Here is an 18,687-nt window from a genome sequence, read left to right as displayed (position 1 = left end):
CCTAGGTGTTCCGCGGGAAACCACGCCGAACGAGCAGTGCTCAGTCGATCTCACGGAGGACCACCGCGGGTACGCCGGCCACGAGGGTCCGGGCGGGTACGTCGCGGGTGACCACGGCCCCGGCCGCGACGACGGCGTCCTCGCCGATCGTCACGCCCTGCAGGACCATCGCGGAAGCGCCGATCCAGACGTTGCGGCCGATCCGGATCGGCGCCGAGGTGACACCCCTGCGGCGTTCCTCCGGACCGACCGGGTGACCGGAGCTGATGAGGCTGACGGCGGGACCGATCATCACGTCGTCACCGATCTCGATCCCGCCGATGTCGTTGAAGCGGCAGCCCTGGTTGACGAAGACGTTGCGCCCGATCCGGATGTTGACCCCGTGGTCGGAGTAGACGGGCGGGATGAGGTGGAACGTCTCGTCGACGTCCTGCCCGGTGAGTTCGCTCCAGCCTTCGCGGATCGCCTCCTGGTCGGCGTACCGCAGCGCGTTGAGCTCCTCGGTCAGCCGGATCGCCCGCTGGACCCTCTCCACGAAAGTCAACTTCATCCCTCTTTCCCCGGTTCTTCTCGTGTGCGAGGAGAAGGAACCAGGGATCGGGGACTCCCGGCAAACCGCGCTAGGGCGTGTCCCGTGAGTCCGTTCGATGAGAGTCACGGTCGAGAGACCCGGAGGCGGTGCCGCCGCAGCGCCCTCATACCGGGCGTATTCGGGTGTTGCGGCGGTGCCGCCTCCGGGGCCCTCGACCGCGACTATCGCGGACGGGACTTGCGGGACACGCCCTAGGTGTTCTGCGGGAACCCCAGGTTCACGCCACCGTGCGACGGGTCGAGCCACCGCGAGGTGACCACCTTCGAGCGCGTGAAGAAATGCACGCCGTGCGGTCCGTACGCATGCGAGTCGCCGAACAGCGATTCCTTCCAGCCCCCGAACGAGTAGTAGGCCACCGGCACGGGGATCGGCACGTTCACGCCGACCATGCCGACCTCGATCTCGTTCTGGAACCGGCGGGCCGCGCCGCCGTCGTTGGTGAAGATCGCGGTGCCGTTGCCGTACCGGTTGCGGTTCACCACCTCGACGGCCTCCTCGTAGGTGCCGCAGCGGACGACCGAGAGGACCGGGCCGAAGATCTCGTCGGTGTAGATCGTCATGTCGGTGCCGACGTGGTCGAACAGCGTCGGGCCGAGCCAGAACCCGCCCTCGTCGCCGTCGATCGGGTGGTCGCGGCCGTCGACCGCGAGCACCGCGCCCTGGGAGACGCCGGCGTCCAGATAGGACGTGACCTTGTCCCGGTGGACGCCGGTGACCAGCGGTCCCATCTCGCACGACGCCCCGGAGCCGACCTTCACGTCGGCGATCCGGGACTTGATCTTCGACACCAGTGCGTCACCGGACTCGCCGACGGCCACCACGACCGAGATCGCCATGCACCGTTCGCCGGCCGAGCCGAAGCCGGCGGAGACGGCGGCGTCCGCGGCCAGGTCGAGGTCGGCGTCGGGCAGGACGACCATGTGGTTCTTGGCGCCGCCGAGCGCCTGCACGCGCTTGCCGTGCGCGGTGCCGGTCTCGTAGACGTAGCGGGCGATCGGGGTGGAGCCGACGAAGGAGATCGCCTTCACCGCCGGGTGTTCAAGAAGCCTGTCGACTGCCACCTTGTCGCCGTGCACGACGTTCAGGACGCCGTCCGGGAGTCCTGCCTCAGCGAACATCTCGGCGATGAAGTTCGCCGCCGACGGGTCCTTTTCGGACGGTTTCAGCACCACGGTGTTGCCGCAAGCGATTGCGGTCGGCACGAACCACAGCGGGACCATCGCAGGGAAGTTGAACGGCGAGATCACGCCGACCACGCCGACGGGTTGCTGGATCGAGTAGACGTCGACGCGGGTCGACGCGTTCTCGCTGAACCCGCCCTTGAGCAGGGTCGGGATGCCGCACGCGTACTCGACCGACTCCAGCGCCCGCTGGATCTCGCCGCCCGCGTCGGACACGACCTTGCCGTGCTCCGCCGAGACGATCCTCGCGAGGTCTCCCTTGCGGTCGTTCAGCAGCTCGCGGAACTTGAACATCACCGTCGAGCGCTGCGCCAGGGACGCGTTGCGCCAGGACGCAAACGCTTCCGCGGCGGCGTCGACCGCGGCGTCCACTTCGGACACCGAGGCGTAGGCGACCTGCTGGGCCACCTTGCCGGTCGTCGGGTCGTAGACGTCGCCGAGACGTTCCGGAGCGTCGTCCCAGGGCTTGCCGCCGATGCGGTGCCTGATCCACTTCTGGGTGTTGATCACGCCTGCTCCACCGCCTGCGCCAGGATTCCGAGAGCCTCTTCGAGTTCTTCCTCGGTCAGCGTCATCGGCGGGGCCAGGCGGATCACGTTGCCGTACAGGCCGCCCTTGCCGACGAGCAGTCCGCGCGCCTTCGCCTCGGCCAGGACGACACCGGCGGCACCGGCGTTCGGTTCGCCCTCGGGTCCGACGAACTCGACGCCGACCATCAGGCCCTTGCCGCGCACGTCACCGATGACCGGGTGCTTCTCGGCCAGTTCGCGCAGGCCGCCGAGCAGCCGTGAGCCGAGCTTGGCCGCGTTGGCCTGCAGGTCGTGGCTCAGCAGGTAGTCGACGGTGGCGAGCGCGCCGGCCGTGGAGACCGGGTTGCCGCCGAACGTCGAGATCGAGTTGGCGTTGATCGTGTCCATCAGGTCGCCGCGGGCCACGACGCCACCGATCGCCAGGCCGTTGCCGAGGCCCTTGGCGAACGTCATCGCGTCCGGCACCACGTCGTGCGCCTGGATGCCCCAGAAGTGCTCGCCGGTGCGGCCCCAGCCCGTCTGCACCTCGTCGGAGATGAACAGGATCCCGTACTCGTCCAGCACGTCCTTGAACGCGCGGAACAGGCCGTCGGGCGGGGACGTGAAGCCGCCGACGCCCTGGATCGGCTCGGCGATCATGCACGCGACGTCGCCGGACGTGGTGGTCTCGATGATCTCGCGCAGGTCCTCGACGCAGGCCCTGATGTAGTCCTTGTCGTCCATCGCCCTGAACGGCGAGCGGTAGCGGTAGCCGCCGTGCACCCAGCTGACCTTGATCGGCGACAACGCGGACGCCGACCAGCCGCGGTTGCCCGTGATGGCGATCGTGGCGAACGCACGGCCGTGGTAGCTGTTGCGCAGCGCCAGGACCTGCTCGCTGCGACGCGCCTGGGTGGCGAGCATCAGCGCGGTCTCGTTGGCCTCGGTGCCCGAGTTGGTGAAGAACACCTTGGCGTCCGGGATGCCGCTCAGTTCCGCGATCTTCTCGGCCAGCTCGACCTGCGAGCGGATCAGGTAGAGCGTGGAGCTGTGCAGCACGCCGGTGTCGAGCTGCGACCGGATCGCGTCGCTGATCTCCGCGACGTCGTAGCCGATGGCGTTGGTCAGGATGCCGGCGAAGAAGTCCAGGTAGGTCGTGCCCTCGCGGTCAGTCACCCGGCGCCCGCTGGCGCTCGCGATCTCGATGGGCTCGTCGTAGTAGAGGGCCAGCCACTTCGGCATGACCGCGCGGTGTCGTGCCAGCAGCTCCTTGTGGGCCATCTCGTCCTCCAGGGGTCTGACGCCTGCCTCGGAGTCTGCTGGCGCACCGGGTGCGCCGCCATGCACAACCTGTACCCGGATCGGCTGGTTGGCATTACGTTGTGTCCATGTACCCGACGGTTGCCGAAGTCGTCGCTCTGCCGGTGATCCGGCAGGGAAAGCCGCGTCTGGTGGCCGGATCGGCCGGTCTCAGCCGTCGCGTGCGGTGGGTGCACGTGGCGGAGATCGCAGACATAGCGCCGCTGCTGCGCGGCGGCGAGCTGGTGCTCACGACCGGCGTGATGCTGCCCGAGTCCGGCCTCGCCCGCTACGTCGAGGAACTGGCCGCCGTCGGGTGCGCGGGCCTCGTCGTCGAGCTGGGACGGCGGTGGCGCGACGACGTGCCGGGCGCGCTCGTCACAGCGGCCGAACGGCACGGGTTGCCGCTGGTCACGCTCACCGAGGAGACCAAGTACGTGGCGGTGACCGAGGCCGTCGTGGGGTTGATCGTGGACGCCCAGCTGGCCGAGCTGCGGGCCGCGGAGCAGGTGCACGAGACGTTCACGGCGCTGACGGTCGCGGGCGCCGAACCCTCCGAGGTGCTGCGCGAGGTGGCGCGGACGTCCGGACTGGCGGTCGTGCTGGAGACGCTCGGCCACGACGTGCTCGCCTACGACGCCGCCGGGCACGACCCGGTGACCCTGCTGGACGACTGGGCGGCGCGCTCGCGGGCCGTCACGGTGACCGAGCGGACCGCCTACGACACCGAGTCCGGCTGGCTGATCACGATCGTCGGGGCGCGCGGCGCGGACTGGGGCCGGCTCGTGATGGTCTCGCCCGAACCCCCACCGCACCGGCACGTCGTGGTCGCCGAACGCGCCGCGTCCGCGCTGGCGGTGCACCGGCTCGTGGCGCGCGACCGGGAGTCGCTGGAACGGCAGACGCACCGCACGCTGCTGGCGCAGCTGCTCGGCCAGGCACCGCAGTCACCGGACCTGGGCGCGCGGGCGGCGGCGCTGGGGGTGCCGCTGGAACGGCGGCAGCTGATCGGCGTCGCGGTCCGGCCGGTGTCCATGCTGCAGGGGCAGACGCTCGCCACCCAGGAGGTGCTGCGCGATCTCGCGGAGGCGACGGCGCTGGCGGCCCGCCGGGTCACGGTCGCGGCGCTGGTCGGCGTCGTGGACGACATCTCGGTGCGTGCACTGCTGTCGGTGCCGATGACCGTGGGCGTGGAAGGCGTTCTGCGCAAGGTCGCGCGCGAGATCCACCGGACCGCGGCGTTCTCCGTGGTCATCGCCGTCGGCACGACCGTGACGTCCACAACGGACGTTCGCCGCTCTCTCGGCGAGGCCGCGCACGTGGCCGGGGCCGCTTTGCGGGCACCGGGATCGCAGCTCTACCACCGGCTCGACGACGTGCGGCTGCGCGGGCTCCTGCACCTACTGCGCGAGGACGAACGGGTGCGGGCGTTCGCGGACCGCGAGCTCGGGCCGTTGCTGGCACGGGACTCGGTCCAGGGCTCCCGGCTCGTGGAGCTGCTGCGGTGCCTGTGCGAGAACGGCGGCAACAAGTCGGCGGCCGCGGCGGCGGCCCACCTGTCCCGGACGGCGTACTACCAGCAGCTGGGCCGGATCGAGCAGGTTCTCGGCGTCTCGCTGGAGGACCCGGAGTCCGTGCTGTCGCTGTACGTCGCCCTGCTGGTGCACGAAATGGGCCCGTGAGCGCGCACGGGCCCATTTTCGACGTGTGAACTCAGCCGTTGATCGTCGGCAAGGTGCCCGAGAGGACGGCCGGGTTCGGCACGACGTTGTTGGTCGGCAGGTCGGACAGCGGCGGCGACGGCAGGTTGCCGACGTTCGCGGTGCCCGGCAGCTCGCGCGGGTCCGGCAGCCCTGCGACATGGCCGACCTCGGCCGCGATGGGGTGGGGAACCGAGCGCTCCTGCGCGACGGCCGGCACGGCCGGGAGGGCGGGGACCGGCAGGTCGGAGGCCACGGGCGCGCCGACGTGCGGCAGCTGGACCGCGCTGGCGGCGTCGAGCGGGTTGGCGAGCTGGGTGGCGCCGGAAACCAGCTTGTCCGCGCCGACCTCGGGAACGCCGGTGTTCAGCTGCGGCAGCTCGGCGGCGCCGGCGGAACCCGCGAGGAGCGGGGCGGCGCTGGCGGCGAGCAGGGCGGCGGCACGGAACAGTCCGGAACGAGACACAGTTTTCCTCAATCTGGTTTTTGGGGACCGATCTTCGATTTCATCGGCGCGTTCGGTTCGCGAATTAACCCGCTCGATCGGGTGTTCAGGGCTTGAACCTCACGCCACGGGAGGTCCTACGGTCTCGGTGTGACCCGTTGGAGCATCGGTGACCTGGCCAAAGCGAGCGTTCGCACCCTGCAACACCACGACGAAATCTGACCGGTGGCCGCCTCCGAGCGCACGCCCTCCGGTCACCGCCGGTACACATCGGACGGCATCCGACACCTCTATCAGGTGAGATCGCTGCGTCACTTCGTTCTACCGCTGAAAGAGGTGCGGCCGGCACTGTCCCGATCGGACTCGCCGCAGCCTCTCCTCGGACCCTTCCGGTGGGCGACGGCCCCGGTGGAATCGCGCAACTCGGGCGCGCGCCGCGCGGCGGTTCGGTAGAAGTGGGTCATGCTTCCCGATGACCGACGCCTGCAGGCCGCCAACCCGACCGGCTGGTTCGAGGACCTCTACGCCGAGGCCGAGGCCGGCAAGGCCTCCGTCCCGTGGGACATCCCGAACCCGCAACCGCACCTCGTCGAGTGGGCCGACGGCCTCGACGGCACCGGTCAGCGCGCCCTGGTCGTGGGCTGCGGTTACGGCCGCGACTCGGAGTTCCTGGCCTCGCTGGGCTTCGAGGTGACCGCGTTCGACATCTCCCCCACCGCCGTGGCCGCGGTCCGGAAGCGCTACCCGGAGTCGTCCGTCTCCTACGTGGTCGCCGACCTGCTGGACCCGCCCGCCGAGTGGCACCGCGCGTTCGACCTCGTCGTGGAGAACATGACGGTGCAGGCGCTGCCCGTCGCCCTGCACGCCGAGGCGACCGCGCGGGTCTCGGCGCTGACCGGCTCGACGCTGCTGGTCCTCGCGGTGGCGCGCGACGAGGGTCCCGAGCCGGACGGTCCGCCGTGGCCGCTCACGCCCGCGGAGGTCGAGGCGTTCGCGGGCGACGGGCTGAGGCCGCGTTCGGTCAGGCGTGACAACGGCAGGTGGGTCGCCGAGTTCGTGCGGCAACTGGCCATGAACTGACCACTTATGACGGACTTCCGCCGCTTAGCGTGAATCATGCTCGTTCGCCGGCTGATCGCCCGACTGCTCGACTGGCTCCTGGTGCTGGTCGTGGCCTGGCCGTTGGTCCACGAACCCGTGCTGGTGGTGCTCTGCGCGGCGGTCTACGACGCTCTGCTGCTCCGGCTGAACACCCTCGGCAAAGTCCTGACGGGGCTGCGGGTCGTGGGTCCCGCGTCCGGACTGAGTCTCAGACGGGCGCTGGCGCGCACGCTCGTCACGACCGCGCTGCCGGGCGCCGGTGTGGTGCTCGTGCTGACCGGGCTGGGCTGGCGGGAGCCTGCGTTGATGGCGGGGCTCGGCTGGCAGCAGCCGTGGGTCGTCATCGGGGAGCACGTCGGGCCGGGGTCTGCGGGATGGTTGTCGTCGTTGCTGTTGGTGGGTGGGTTCGTATTGCTGGTGCTGTCCGTCGTGGAGGCGCTCGACCTGCGTGGCACGCGGACCTGGCACGACCGCAAGGCGGGCACGGCCGTGGTGCGGCTCAAAGTCGCTGCCCGATGAACCTCAACGCGTCCGGCAGCACGCGCCGCCGATAACCGACGTCGTGTTCGAACGAACCGACAGCCTCCCGGCCACACCACACACCGACCGGTGACGTCGTGGCTGCCTTGTGCCGCAACGGTTCGTGCGCTTCCGATACCTCAAGTGACGAGAAGCGATGTCGAGCACCCCGAACCCGCCCATCGACACACCGAGAGCGGCCTCGAACGGCGCGAGCGGGTCGAACCCCACCCAGTAATCCTCACCACCGTTGACCACAGCGCACCGGAACCCGCACCCCTGCAGGAACCGGGGCAGCCCGAGCTCCTCCCACCACGCGACGCTGCCGCCACGCCCGTGCAGCACGAGCACCACCGGCCCGGCCGCACCCATCCACGCACCCCATGGCATGGGCTGAACGGGTACAGGTTCGACGGACGGCACCACGCCGTCGGGGCCTGTCCAGCCGAGCAGACGACGGCCCCGCGGGGTCAGCGCGCCGTACGTCCCCGCTGCTCCCACCATGCCCGCGCCACCGAGCAGGACGGCGCGCCGCGAGATCCCCACGGTCGCCAGTGGAACACAATGTGCGCCGATCATGACAAGCGTGGACACTCTGACACTGCCACACCTGCGGCGGCGGACCCAGGATTCCGGGATGGAATCCGACCGGGTTGGCGTTGTTTCAGCAGCGTAACAGGGGGTTGAACGATGGCAGTCGAGTCCTCACCGCCCCAGGTCACACCTGATGGCCGCGTCGAACTGAGCGACGCAGGTCCCATCAAGGACAGCAGGTTCTACAACCCCGAGCTCGCGCCCGTGCCCGTCGAGCAGCGGACATGGACGACGTACAACTTCTTCGCGCTGTGGATGGGCATGGCGCACAACATCCCCAGCTACACGCTCGCGGCGTCGTTGATCGCGATCGGCATGGACTGGGTGCAGGCCTTCGTCACGATCACCCTGGGCAACCTGATCGTGCTGGTCCCCATGCTGCTCAACAGCCACGCGGGCACGAAGTACGGGATCCCGTTCCCCGTGTTCGCCCGCGCCTTCTACGGCATCCGCGGCGCGAACCTGGTGGCGTTGCTGCGCGCGTTCATCGCCTGCGCCTGGTTCGGCATCCAGACGTGGGTGGGCGGCAAGGCGCTGCACGTGATCATCGGGCGGCTGACCGGCGACGGCTGGACGAAGGCGTCGCAGATCGGCGGGCAGCCGTGGACGTTGTGGTTGTGCTTCTTCGGTTTCTGGGTCGTGCAGATGCTGGTGATCTGGCGCGGCATGGAGGCGATCCGGCGGTTCGAGAACTGGACGGCGCCGCTGGTCAGCATCGGGTTCCTCATCCTGCTGGGCTACGTGCTGGTGAAGGCGGGCGGCTTCGGGCCGATCCTCGAGACGCCCAGCAAGCTCGGCTGGGGCCCGGACTTCTGGAAGGTCTTCTTCCCCGCGCTGATGGGCATGATCGCGTTCTGGTCGACGCTGTCGCTGAACATGCCGGACTTCACGCGGTTCGGCGGTAGCCAGAGGAAACAGGCGATCGGGCAGCTCCTCGGCCTGCCGACCACCATGTCGTTCATCGCCATCGTCGCGATCCTGACGACGTCGGGCGCGCAGGCCCTGTATGGCGAAGCGATCTGGGACCCCGCGGACCTCGCGTCCCGCTTCGACAACACGTTCCTGGTGATCATCGCGCTGGTGTCGCTGGTGCTGGCCACGATCTCGGCGAACCTCGCGGCGAACGTCGTCAGCCCGTCGTACGACTTCTCGAACGCCTTCCCGCGCAGGATCACGTTCGCGATCGGCGGCCTGATCACCGGTGTCATCGGCATCGTGATCCAGCCGTGGCGGCTGATCTCCGACCCGAACATCTACATCTTCGCGTGGCTCGGGTTCTACGGCGGCCTGCTGGCCTCGGTGGCCGGTGTGTTCGTCGCCGGGTACTGGGTGATCAAGAAGACGCACCTGGAGCTCACCGACCTCTACCTCGACGGCAGGGGCGCGTACTGGTTCAACGGCGGCTGGAACTGGCGTGCCGTGCTGGCGACGCTCGTGGGCTCGGTGCTCGCGGTCGGCGGCGCCCACGGAGGGCCGTTCCCGGTGGACGGGCTCATCCCGTTCCTCAAGCCCCTCTACGACTACAACTGGGTCGTCGGCTTCGCGGCCGGCTTCCTGGTCTTCCTCGCTCTGAAGGACACCACGGCAAAGGAGACGACCAGGTGAGCAACATCATCCGGGCGGCGCTCGTCCAGCAGAAGTGGACGGGCGACAAGGAGTCGATGATCGCGAACGCGGTCGAGCACATCCGCGCTGCCGCCTCCCAGGGCGCGCAGGTGCTGTGCCTGCAGGAGCTCTTCTACGGCCCGTACTTCTGCCAGGTCCAGGACGCGGACTACTACTCCTACACCGAGTCGATCCCGGACGGCCCGACAACGGCGCTGATGCAGGAAGTCGCCGCGCAGAACAACATCGTGCTGATCGTGCCGATGTACGAGGTGGAACAGCCGGGTGTCTACTACAACACCGCCGCCGTGATCGACGCGGACGGCACGTACCTCGGCAAGTACCGCAAGAACCACATCCCGCAGGTGAAGGGGTTCTGGGAGAAGTTCTACTTCAAGCCCGGCAACCTCGGTTATCCCGTGTTCGACACGGCGGTCGGGCGGATCGGCGTCTACATCTGCTACGAACGCCACTTCCCCGAGGGCTGGCGCGCACTCGGCCTGGCGGGCGCGAAGATCGTTTTCAACCCGTCCGCGACCTCGCGTTCGCTGAGCGAGTACCTGTGGAAGCTGGAGCAGCCCGCCGCGGCCGTCGCGAACGAGTACTTCGTCGGCGCGATCAACCGGGTGGGCGTGGAACCGCTGGGTGACAACGAGTTCTACGGCCAGACGTACTTCGTCTCGCCGCGCGGCCAGCTCGTCGGCGACGCGGCGTCCGACACCGAGGAAGAGCTCGTGGTGCGCGACCTCGACCTGGACCTGCTGACCGAGGTCCGGGACACGTGGGCGTTCTACCGCGACCGCCGCCCCGACACCTACGAGGGCCTGGTGACCCCGTGAGCACTCTGATCCGCAACGGCCTGGTCATCAACGCGACCGGCTCGCACGCCGCCGACGTGCTGATCGACGGCGAGCACATCGCCGCGCTCGTCACGCCCGGTTTCTCCGTCCAGGCCGACGAAGTCGTCGACGCGGCCGGGAAGTACGTCATCCCGGGCGGCATCGACGCGCACACGCACATGGAGATGCCGTTCGGCGGCACCCAGTCCGCGGACACCTTCGAGACCGGCACGACGGCGGCGGCATGGGGCGGCACGACCACGATCGTCGACTTCGCCGTACAGCCCAAGGGAAGCAGCCTGCTGTCCACGTTGGACAAGTGGCACAGCAAGGCGGACGGCAACTGCGCCGTCGACTACGGCTTCCACATGATCGTCTCCGACGTGACCGACGAGTCGCTCAAGGAGATGGACTCGTGCATCGCGGCGGGCGTGAACAGCTTCAAGATGTTCATGGCCTACCCCGGAGTCTTCTACGCGACGGACGGCGAGATCCTGCGCGCCATGCAGAAGGCCCGCGAGACCGGCGCCACGATCATGATGCACGCGGAGAACGGCATCGCGATCGACCAGCTCGTCGCGCAGGCGCTGGCCTCGGGGCTGGGCGACCCGGTGCAGCACGGCCTGACCCGGCCGCCGGAGCTGGAGGGCGAGGCCACCTCCCGCGCGATCCAGCTCGCCAAGGTGACCGGTTCCCCGCTGTACATCGTGCACCTGTCGGCCTCGCAGGCGCTCGACGCCGTGACGGCGGCGCGGGACACGGGCCAGAACGTGTTCGCCGAGACGTGCCCGCAGTACCTGTACCTCTCGCTGGAGGACCTGGCCCGGCCGGGCTTCGAGGGCGCGAAGTACGTGGCGTCGCCTCCGTTGCGGCCCAAGGAGCACCAGTCGTCGCTGTGGCGCGGCCTGCGCACCAACGACCTCTCGGTGGTGAGCACCGACCACTGCCCGTTCTGCTTCAAGGACCAGAAGCAGCTCGGCGTCGGCGACTTCTCCAAGATTCCCAACGGCATGCCCGGCGTCGAACACCGCGTCGACCTGCTGCACCAGGGCGTCGTGAAGGGCGAGATCACCCGCGAACGCTGGGTCGAGATCGTCTCCACGACTCCCGCGCGGATGTTCGGCATGTACCCGCGCAAGGGCGTCATCGCACCGGGAGCCGACGCGGACGTGGTGGTCTACGACCCCAAGGCCTCCCAGACGATCTCCGCCGACACCCACCACATGGCCGTGGACTACTCGGCCTACGAGGGCTTCGAGGTCACCGGCAAGGTCGACACCGTGTTCTCCCGCGGCCGCAAGGTGATCGCGGACGGCGCGTACCACGGCTCGACGGGCCACGGCCGCTTCGTCTCCCGCGACCTCAACCAGTACCTCGTCTGAGAAAGGCGGTCACCCGTGGACTTCGGTGTAGTGCTGCAGACCGACCCGCCGGCGCGGGACGTGGTGGAAGGCCTCCGCGCGACCGAGGACTGCGGCTTCCGCTACGGCTGGACGTTCGACTCCTGCGTGCTGTGGCAGGAACCGTTCGTCATCTACTCGCAGGTGCTGTCGGCCACCCGCGACCTCGTCGTCGGCCCGATGGTCACGAACCCGTCGACCCGCGACTGGTCGGTGACCGCCTCGCTGTTCGCGACGCTGAACGACATGTTCGGCAACCGCACGGTCTGCGGCATCGGCCGCGGCGACTCGGCCCGCCGCGTGATCGGCCAGCAGCCCGCGACGCTCGCGACACTGGGCGACGCGATGCACGTGATCAAGGAGCTGGCGGAGGGCCGGGAGGTCGAGCACCACGGCACACCCGTGCAGATCCCGTGGGTGCGCAACGGAAAGCTCGAGATGTGGATGGCCGCGTACGGTCCGCGCGCGTTGAAGATGGTCGGCGAGCAGGCCGACGGCTTCATCCTGCAGACCGCCGACCCGGACATCGCCCGCTGGACGATCGGGTCGGTCCGCGAGGCCGCGGTGGCCGCCGGGCGTGACCCGTCGGCGATCACGATGTGCGTGGCGGCACCGGCTTACGTCGGCACGGACCTCGGCCACCAGCGCGACCAGCTGCGGTGGTTCGGCGGCATGGTGGGCAACCACGTCGCGGACCTCGTCGCGCGGTACGGCGATTCGGGCGTCGTGCCCAAGGCCCTCACCGACTACATCAAGGACCGCGAGGGTTACGACTACTCCCACCACGGCAAGGCGGGCAACCGTTCCACCGACTTCGTGCCGGACGCGATCGTGGACCGCTTCTGCCTCGTCGGGCCGGAGTCGGCGCACGTCGACCGCCTGCAGGAGCTGAAGGAGATCGGCGTCGACAACTTCGCGCTCTACCTGATGCACGACGAGAAGGACAAGACGCGCGACGCCTACGGATCGGCGGTCATCCCGGCGGTGTAGCGGTGTGCCGGACGTGCCCGCAACAGCGGAGGGCACGTCCGGCACGCGTTGCCGGGATACTGGTCTTGATGCCTGACGAGCCGCTCACCCAGTCCGTGGAGAACACCGTGCACGGAGACGTGCACGGGATGGTCCTGCAGGTCGGCGCGGTCACCGGCGACTTCCACCACCACCAGCACCCCGGTCCCGCCCGGGCCGCTCTTCCGCTGCGGTGCGGCCTGGTGCCTCCCCGCGCGGCCGCGTTCCAGCAACGGCCGGTCGACCTCGACGCCCCGGTGACGGTGCTGTCCGGGCTGCCGGGCGTGGGCAAGAGCCAGCTGGCCGCGGACCACGCCGAACGGCAGTGGGTCGCCGGTGAGGTCGACCTGCTGGTGTGGGTCACGGCGACCTCGCGCGAGGCGATCGTCTCCGGCTACGCCGATGCGGCCGCGAAGGTCCTCGGTGTCGACGACCCCGATCCGGAGCGGGGCGCGCGCACGTTCCTGGAGTGGCTGGCGGGCACGCACGAACCGTGGCTCGTCGTGCTGGACGACCTGCGGACGCCCGGCGACCTCGACGGGCTGTGGCCGCCGTCCGGTGGGCAGGTGGTGGTCACCACGCCGCGCCGGGACGCCGTGCTGCGCGGGCACCAGCGGCGGCTGGTCTCCGTCGAGGCCTTCACCGAGGACGAGGGGATCGCCTACCTGCGAACGGCGCTGGCCGACCAGCCCGCGCTGCTGGACGACGACGGGCTGGTGCGCGATCTCGGCGGGTTGCCGGTGGCGCTGGCCCAGGCCGCGGCGAACATGCTGGACAACCACCTGTCGTGCGCCGAGTACCGCGCTCTCCTGCCAGAACGGCTCGATCCCAGTGCCGCGACCTGGTCGCTGGCGGTCGAGCAGGCCGACCGGCTCGCGCGCACCGGGGTGGTGCGGCCGTTGCTCGACGTCGCGAGCGTGCTGGACGCCAACGGGATTCCGGTGGCGGTCTTCACGACGCGGGCGGTGCTCGACTTCCTCGGCGTGGACGAGGCCGGCGCACGGGACGGGCTCGGGTGCCTGCACCGGCTGAGTCTGGTCACCTTCAGCGAAGGGGCGCTGTCACGCGAGGTGCGGGTGCATTCGCTCGTGCAGCGCGCCACCCGCGCGGCGTGGTCCGACGAACGGGCCGGGGTGGTGGTCAAAGCCGCCGCGGACGCGCTGGAGCAGGCATGGCCGGAGGTCGTCACGGATCCGTTGCTGGGCCAGGTGTTGCGGGCCAACGCCCAGGCGCTCGCCAACGCCGGTGGCGTGCACCTGTGGCGCCCCGAGGGCCACTTCGTGCTGTTCCTCGCGGGCAGGAGCCTTGGTGCGGCCGGGTACCACGCGGACGCCGTCCGCTACTTCGACGATCTCCAGGCCACCGCTGCCGGGTACCTGGGTCCTGATCACCTCGACACCTTGATGTGCCGCTTCAACGCCGCCGGCTGGCGTGGCAACGGAGGCGACGCGGCCGCGGCGGCCGAAGGGTTCCGGGCCCTGTCCGCCGACTTCACGCGGCTGTTCGGGCCGGACCACGTCGAGACGCTGAGAGTCCGCAACAACCACGCCCACTGGCTCGGTGTCTCGGGTGACAGGGCCGGGGCGGTCACCGCGTTCCGCGACCTGTTCCTCGACCAGATGCGGGTGCTCGGACCGGATCACTCGATCACGCTGACCACTCGCCACAACCTCGCGTTCGCGCAGGCGAAAACAGGTGACCACGACCGCGCGGTGGAGACGTTCGAGGCACTGCTGCGGGATCTGGAACGCGTCAAAGGCCCGGACGATCCCGGCGCTCTGGAAGCGCGCTACGGCCTCGCCGCCGTCCTCGGCGACGCCGGCGCGGTGGACGACGCGGCCGACGAGTTGGAAGACCTGCTGGAGGACCAGATCCGAGTGCTGGGCGCGGATCACCCGCGCACGCTGTGGACCCGGTGGAGCCTCGCTCAGTGGCGGGCGCTGACCGGTGATCCGGACGGCGCGGTGGTGGAGTTCCAGGAGCTGGTCGAGGACCAGATCAGGGTCCTCGGCGAACACCACCCCGACGTCCGCGCGACTCGCGAAAAACTGGAGCACTGGCGTGGCGTCAGCGAACCGGGCGAGTCCGGCCGTCCCAGTCCCGGGTGAGCTCGGGCAGCAGTTCTGCCAGCTGCACCGGGTACACCGTGTCCTCTGTGGACCGCAGTTCCTCGGCGCTCCACCAGCGGTGGCCGGAGATGATGGTCTCCTCGACGTCGTTGAAACCCGAGGTGTCGACAGCCAGCTCGCCGTCGACGGTGGCGTGGAAGAACCACTCCTCGGCGTCGAACGTCCTGCCGTCGAAGCTGAACACCGCACGACGGCGCCACATCGGGCCGGTCAGCTGCTCCGGCGCGAGCTTGAGCCCCGTCTCCTCGAAGGCCTCGCGCACCGCCGTGTCCCGCAGTTCCTCGCCCTCCTCGACGCCACCGCCGACGGTGAACCAGAAGAGCTCCTGGGGGCGGGCGGGATCGAAGCCCTGGAAGAGCAGCACCCGGCCTTCGGTGTTCGTGAGGACAACGCGTGCGGACGGCCGAGGCGTGAGCATCACGGCGTCCGACGGGGCCGCCGGCTCGGCGATCTCGAAGTACGACGGTTGCTGCGCCGTGCCGGCCAGGCGCAGCCAGCGGACGACCCGGCGGCGGCGCAGCAACAACGTGTCGCGCACGGCGTCGTTGTGCACGCGGCGGGCGAGCATCACGCGTTCTTCGGCGTCGGACAGTTCGCCGGCCAGCGCCGCGGGAAGGGCGGACCGGTCCAGCGCGCCCAGCAGGGCGGAGAGTTCATTCTCGGCGGATTCCCGGTCGGCGCGCGAGGCGGTCTCGGCTTTCGACGCGGCGGCGGAGAGTCCGGGGTCCAGCAGCGCGCGGACCACGACGGCCCGGCGGGCCAGGGCGGCGTCGACGGCGGCCCAGGCGGCGTCGGTGCGGACGTGCAGGCGGTCGAGGCGGTTCGCGATCGAGAGGACCCAGGCGGCGAACAGCAGGGCCAGGACGACTACGACGAGTGCGGTGGTCATGCCTCGCTCACCCGGCGCGGGTCGGCGGCGATGGCCGTCTCGTACACGCGCAGCACCTGCGAGGCGACGACGGACCAGTCGAAGGCCTGCACCCGTTGAGAGCCGACGTCGACGTACTCGGCCCGCAGTGCCGAGTCCCGCAGCACCGGGCGCAGCGCGTCGGCCAGCGCCTGCGCGTCACCCACCGGGAACAGCACGCCCGCCTTGCCGTCGTCCAGCACGCGGCGGAACGCGTCGAGGTCCGAGGCCACGACCGCGGTACCGGCCGACATGGCCTCGGTCAGGATGATGCCGAACGACTCGCCGCCCGTGTTCGGGGCGACGTAGACGTCCACGGAACGCAGCATCCGCGCCTTGTCCTCGTCGCTGACCTGGCCCAGCAGGTCGACCCGGTCGGCGAAGGGACCGTCGAACTCGTGCTCGCCGCGGCCCACGACGAGCAGGCGCAGGTCCGGGAACTCGTCGGCGATCAGGCCGAACGCCTCCCACAGGATCGGCATGCCCTTGCGCGGTTCGTCGTAGCGGCCGACGAAGCCGAGGGTGCCACCGGCGCGCGGATAGCCGTCCAAAGTGGACGCGGAGGCGAAGAAGTCGACGTCGACGCCGTTCGGGATCTCCACCGCATCACCGCCGAGGTGCTCGACCTGGACGCGGCGGGCCAGCGCCGAGACGGCGATGCGTGCGGTGACCTTCTCGAGGAACGGCTGCAGCACGCCCTGGAACGCCGAGAGCATCTTGGAGCGCGGCGTCGAGGTGTGGAAGGTGACGACGATCGGGCCGTCCGCGACCACCAGTGCCAGGAACGACAGCGACGGCGCGGTCGGTTCGTGCAGGTGCAGGACGTCGAACTCGTGGTCGTCGATCCAGCGGCGGACCCGCGCGTACGAGACGGGCCCGAAGCTGAGGCGTGCCACCGAGCCGTTGTACGGGATGGCGACCGCGCGGCCGGCGGACGTGACGAACGGCGGCAGCGCCTGGTCGTCGTCGGCGGGCGCGAAGACGTTCACCTCGTGCCCCAGGCCGATCAGGGCGCGCGCGAGATCGACGACGTGCGCCTGCACTCCCCCCGGCACGTCCAAGGAGTACGGGCAGACGATGCCGACCTTCACCGCGAAAGCCTCCGGGCGAGGGCGGCGCGACGCTTCTCGGGCAGGTCGGCGAGCCACAGCTGCTGCAGCATGTGCCAGTCGGCAGGGTGCGCGGCGATGTCGGCGGCGAACACGTCCGCGACGGCCTGCGTGGCGGCCTGGACGGTGCTGACCTTGATCGGCGGGTGGATGCGGAAGTGCCAGCCGTCCTCGGTGAACCAGCAGCCGACCGGCAGCAGCGCGGCGCCCGTCGTCGCGGCCAGGTGTGCCGGGCCCGCGGGCATCAGGGTCTGCTCGCCGAAGAACGTCACGGGCACGCCGGACGACGTCAGGTCGCGGTCCGCCAGCAGGCAGACGACCTTGTTGGCGCGCAGGCGTTCGGCGAGCACCGTCGCGGGTGGACGGTCACCGCCGCTGGTCGGCAGCACCTCGAAGCCCAGCGTCTCGCGGAACTCCAAGAACTTGCGGTACAGCGACTCGGGCTTCAGCCGCTCGGCCACCGTCGTGAACGTGCCGGAGTGGCCGACGAGCCAGACGCCCGCCATGTCCCAGTTGCCGCTGTGCGGCAGGGCGGCGATCGCACCGGTGCCGTTCGCCAGCGCCGCGTCGAGGTTCTCCTGACCGGACACCTGGAACCTGTGGTTCTCGTGCGCGGCGCGGATGTCCATCGACGGCAGCCGGAACGCCTCGCACCAGTACCGCGCGTAGGACCGCAGCGAGTCGCGCACCAGTTCGTCGAGCTCGTCCTCACCCGCGCGCGGCACGACCCGCCGCAGGTTCGTGCGCAGCTGGTCGATGCTCGCGCCACCGCGCTTCACCGCGTAGTCGGCGCCCGCGCGGAACAACCCGCGCGCCCACGACTCGGGCAACAGGCGGATCAGCCGCCACCCGGCGCTGTACCCGAGGGTCGCGAGGTTCACGCGGCCTCCCGCGCCGACTTCGCGACCGCGAAGATCCGCTGCAGCACCGTCGCGACCGTCAACGCCGCGAGCAGCCACAGCGAGACGGCCATCAGGTGCGGCACGCCCAGGCCCTGCACCCCGGCGCCGAGCAACGCGATGATGAACCGCTCGGCCCGCTCGGCCAGCCCGCCGTCGGCGGAGAGCCCGGTCGCGTCGGCGCGCGCCTTGACGTACGAGATGACCTGCGAGGCCACCAGGCAGATGAACCCGGCCGCGGCCGTCCACCGGTCGCCGGTGTCGAACGCGTACCAGGTGAGCGCCGCGAACAGCGCCCCGTCCGCGATGCGGTCACAGGTGGCGTCGAGCACGGCACCGAACTTCGTGGGCCCCTGCGCGCGGGCCATGGCGCCGTCGATCAGGTCGAGCAGCACGAAGAACGTCACCAGCGCGCAGCCCACGAACAGCTGCCCGCGGGGGATGAACCACAGCGCGCTCGCGACGGCACCGATGGTGCCGGCCACGGTCACGGCGTTGGGCGTGAGGCCACGCGCCAGCAGCCACGCCCCGATCGGATCGGTGACGCGCGAGACGGACGCGCGAGCGAAGATGTTCAGCATGGCAGGTCGCAGCCTAGCTGGACTGGTGAAACGCACCGCTCGCGGGTGAGCGCACCAGCCACGGGCGGGCGGCGGAGCCGACAGGAGGGCGGCGGCACCGGCGGTCAGGCGGCAGCATCCACGGTCGAGAGGCAGCACCCCTGCGGAGGGAACACAGCCGACAGGCTCGCGGGTGGCAGCGGACTCCGAAGCGCCTCCGCCAGAGCGGGACGTCCGGGGATCACGTGCGCACAGGCTCCGGGGCGGGCGAGGGCGGGCCGTGCGAGCGCC

The 18,687-nt window shown here is 70.2% G+C and carries 17 protein-coding genes; 8 read left to right on the top strand and 9 right to left on the bottom strand.

Annotation, left to right across the window (positions count from 1 at the left end):
- Nucleotides 1-40 precede the first annotated feature (40 nt).
- The 3 genes from DFR72_RS25530 to DFR72_RS25520 all read right to left on the bottom strand — a co-directional run bounded on the left by DFR72_RS25530 (nucleotide 41) and on the right by DFR72_RS25520 (nucleotide 3,563).
- Entirely contained in the window at nucleotides 41-550 is a 510-nt protein-coding gene (locus DFR72_RS25530) for a DapH/DapD/GlmU-related protein (RefSeq protein ID WP_090066982.1), read from the bottom strand.
- 233 nt (nucleotides 551-783) lie between these two features.
- On the bottom strand, nucleotides 784-2,283 hold the full coding sequence (locus tag DFR72_RS25525) for a CoA-acylating methylmalonate-semialdehyde dehydrogenase (RefSeq protein WP_425459915.1): 1,500 nt from the start codon (nucleotides 2,281-2,283) through the stop codon (nucleotides 784-786).
- Nucleotides 2,280-3,563 (bottom strand): aspartate aminotransferase family protein, encoded by a 1,284-nt coding sequence (locus DFR72_RS25520; RefSeq protein ID WP_090066981.1) that lies wholly within the window; start codon nucleotides 3,561-3,563, stop codon nucleotides 2,280-2,282. The genes DFR72_RS25525 and DFR72_RS25520 overlap by 4 nt, the downstream gene beginning before the upstream one ends.
- Nucleotides 3,564-3,670: 107 nt before the next feature.
- Here DFR72_RS25520 and DFR72_RS25515 point away from each other — a divergent pair, with 107 nt between their 5' ends.
- Nucleotides 3,671-5,263 carry a PucR family transcriptional regulator gene (locus DFR72_RS25515; protein ID WP_090066980.1) on the top strand — a complete coding sequence of 531 codons (1,593 nt, stop codon included), beginning with the start codon at nucleotides 3,671-3,673 and terminating at the stop codon, nucleotides 5,261-5,263.
- A gap of 31 nt (nucleotides 5,264-5,294) precedes the next feature.
- On the opposite strand, the gene DFR72_RS25510 is transcribed toward DFR72_RS25515, so the two are convergent.
- Complete coding sequence (locus tag DFR72_RS25510; protein WP_090066979.1) at nucleotides 5,295-5,747, bottom strand: hypothetical protein; 453 nt, start codon at nucleotides 5,745-5,747, stop codon at nucleotides 5,295-5,297.
- A gap of 441 nt (nucleotides 5,748-6,188) precedes the next feature.
- Here DFR72_RS25510 and DFR72_RS25505 point away from each other — a divergent pair, with 441 nt between their 5' ends.
- A complete protein-coding gene (locus DFR72_RS25505; protein ID WP_090066978.1) occupies nucleotides 6,189-6,806 on the top strand; it encodes a class I SAM-dependent methyltransferase in 618 nt (205 codons plus the stop codon).
- A 36-nt stretch (nucleotides 6,807-6,842) separates the two neighbouring features.
- A complete protein-coding gene (locus tag DFR72_RS25500) occupies nucleotides 6,843-7,346 on the top strand; it encodes an RDD family protein (protein ID WP_090066977.1) in 504 nt (167 codons plus the stop codon).
- Between the two features lie 3 nt (nucleotides 7,347-7,349).
- Here DFR72_RS25500 and DFR72_RS25495 read toward each other — a convergent pair whose 3' ends face one another.
- Nucleotides 7,350-7,892 (bottom strand): hypothetical protein, encoded by a 543-nt coding sequence (locus DFR72_RS25495; protein ID WP_090066976.1) that lies wholly within the window; start codon nucleotides 7,890-7,892, stop codon nucleotides 7,350-7,352.
- Nucleotides 7,893-8,036: 144 nt separating this feature from the next.
- Between DFR72_RS25495 and DFR72_RS25490 the strand changes: the two genes are divergently transcribed.
- The 5 genes from DFR72_RS25490 to DFR72_RS25470 all read left to right on the top strand — a co-directional run bounded on the left by DFR72_RS25490 (nucleotide 8,037) and on the right by DFR72_RS25470 (nucleotide 14,900).
- The gene (locus DFR72_RS25490; protein WP_090066975.1) at nucleotides 8,037-9,545 is read left to right on the top strand and encodes an NCS1 family nucleobase:cation symporter-1; all 1,509 of its coding nucleotides are present in this window, start codon (nucleotides 8,037-8,039) and stop codon (nucleotides 9,543-9,545) included.
- The gene (locus DFR72_RS25485; RefSeq protein ID WP_090066974.1) at nucleotides 9,542-10,384 is read left to right on the top strand and encodes a nitrilase-related carbon-nitrogen hydrolase; all 843 of its coding nucleotides are present in this window, start codon (nucleotides 9,542-9,544) and stop codon (nucleotides 10,382-10,384) included. The genes DFR72_RS25490 and DFR72_RS25485 overlap by 4 nt, the downstream gene beginning before the upstream one ends.
- Complete coding sequence (hydA, locus tag DFR72_RS25480) at nucleotides 10,381-11,766, top strand: dihydropyrimidinase (protein WP_090066973.1); 1,386 nt, start codon at nucleotides 10,381-10,383, stop codon at nucleotides 11,764-11,766. Before DFR72_RS25485 ends, hydA begins: the two co-directional genes overlap by 4 nt.
- A gap of 15 nt (nucleotides 11,767-11,781) precedes the next feature.
- Complete coding sequence (locus tag DFR72_RS25475; protein ID WP_090066972.1) at nucleotides 11,782-12,774, top strand: TIGR03842 family LLM class F420-dependent oxidoreductase; 993 nt, start codon at nucleotides 11,782-11,784, stop codon at nucleotides 12,772-12,774.
- Nucleotides 12,775-12,842: 68 nt separating this feature from the next.
- Nucleotides 12,843-14,900: a tetratricopeptide repeat protein gene (locus tag DFR72_RS25470; RefSeq protein ID WP_090066971.1), complete on the top strand. Its 2,058-nt coding sequence runs from the start codon at nucleotides 12,843-12,845 to the stop codon at nucleotides 14,898-14,900.
- Here the strand turns inward: DFR72_RS25470 and DFR72_RS25465 are convergent.
- The 4 genes from DFR72_RS25465 to pgsA are packed head-to-tail and all read right to left on the bottom strand — an operon-like array spanning nucleotide 14,860 to nucleotide 18,417.
- Nucleotides 14,860-15,810 (bottom strand): NUDIX hydrolase, encoded by a 951-nt coding sequence (locus DFR72_RS25465; protein WP_090066970.1) that lies wholly within the window; start codon nucleotides 15,808-15,810, stop codon nucleotides 14,860-14,862. The two genes, DFR72_RS25470 and DFR72_RS25465, sit on opposite strands and share 41 nt — an antisense overlap.
- Nucleotides 15,807-16,919, bottom strand: a complete 1,113-nt coding sequence (locus tag DFR72_RS25460; protein ID WP_090066969.1) for a glycosyltransferase family 4 protein — start codon at nucleotides 16,917-16,919, stop codon at nucleotides 15,807-15,809. The genes DFR72_RS25465 and DFR72_RS25460 overlap by 4 nt, the downstream gene beginning before the upstream one ends.
- Nucleotides 16,916-17,818, bottom strand: a complete 903-nt coding sequence (locus tag DFR72_RS25455) for a phosphatidylinositol mannoside acyltransferase (RefSeq protein WP_090066968.1) — start codon at nucleotides 17,816-17,818, stop codon at nucleotides 16,916-16,918. The genes DFR72_RS25460 and DFR72_RS25455 overlap by 4 nt, the downstream gene beginning before the upstream one ends.
- The gene (gene pgsA / locus DFR72_RS25450; protein WP_090066967.1) at nucleotides 17,815-18,417 is read right to left on the bottom strand and encodes a phosphatidylinositol phosphate synthase; all 603 of its coding nucleotides are present in this window, start codon (nucleotides 18,415-18,417) and stop codon (nucleotides 17,815-17,817) included. Before pgsA ends, DFR72_RS25455 begins: the two co-directional genes overlap by 4 nt.
- Nucleotides 18,418-18,687: the final 270 nt, after the last annotated feature.

Origin of the sequence: Lentzea flaviverrucosa, assembly GCF_003350445.1 — a bacterium.
Taxonomy (GTDB): Bacteria; Actinomycetota; Actinomycetes; order Mycobacteriales; family Pseudonocardiaceae; genus Lentzea; species Lentzea californiensis.
The sequence above is the reverse complement of the archived record's forward strand: the minus strand, read 5'-3'. Positions and strand labels throughout refer to the sequence as shown.

What these genes read in the sequence shown, in the direction of transcription:
- DFR72_RS25530 (WP_090066982.1), bottom strand. Translation starts at nt 550, where the DNA reads ATGAAGTTGACTTTCGTGGAGAGGGTCCAGCGGGCGATCCGGCTGACC.
- DFR72_RS25520 (WP_090066981.1), bottom strand. Translation starts at nt 3,563, where the DNA reads ATGGCCCACAAGGAGCTGCTGGCACGACACCGCGCGGTCATGCCGAAG.
- DFR72_RS25515 (WP_090066980.1), top strand. Translation starts at nt 3,671, where the DNA reads ATGTACCCGACGGTTGCCGAAGTCGTCGCTCTGCCGGTGATCCGGCAG.
- DFR72_RS25505 (WP_090066978.1), top strand. Translation starts at nt 6,189, where the DNA reads ATGCTTCCCGATGACCGACGCCTGCAGGCCGCCAACCCGACCGGCTGG.
- DFR72_RS25500 (WP_090066977.1), top strand. Translation starts at nt 6,843, where the DNA reads ATGCTCGTTCGCCGGCTGATCGCCCGACTGCTCGACTGGCTCCTGGTG.
- DFR72_RS25490 (WP_090066975.1), top strand. Translation starts at nt 8,037, where the DNA reads ATGGCAGTCGAGTCCTCACCGCCCCAGGTCACACCTGATGGCCGCGTC.
- DFR72_RS25470 (WP_090066971.1), top strand. Translation starts at nt 12,843, where the DNA reads ATGCCTGACGAGCCGCTCACCCAGTCCGTGGAGAACACCGTGCACGGA.
- DFR72_RS25465 (WP_090066970.1), bottom strand. Translation starts at nt 15,810, where the DNA reads ATGACCACCGCACTCGTCGTAGTCGTCCTGGCCCTGCTGTTCGCCGCC.
- pgsA (WP_090066967.1), bottom strand. Translation starts at nt 18,417, where the DNA reads ATGCTGAACATCTTCGCTCGCGCGTCCGTCTCGCGCGTCACCGATCCG.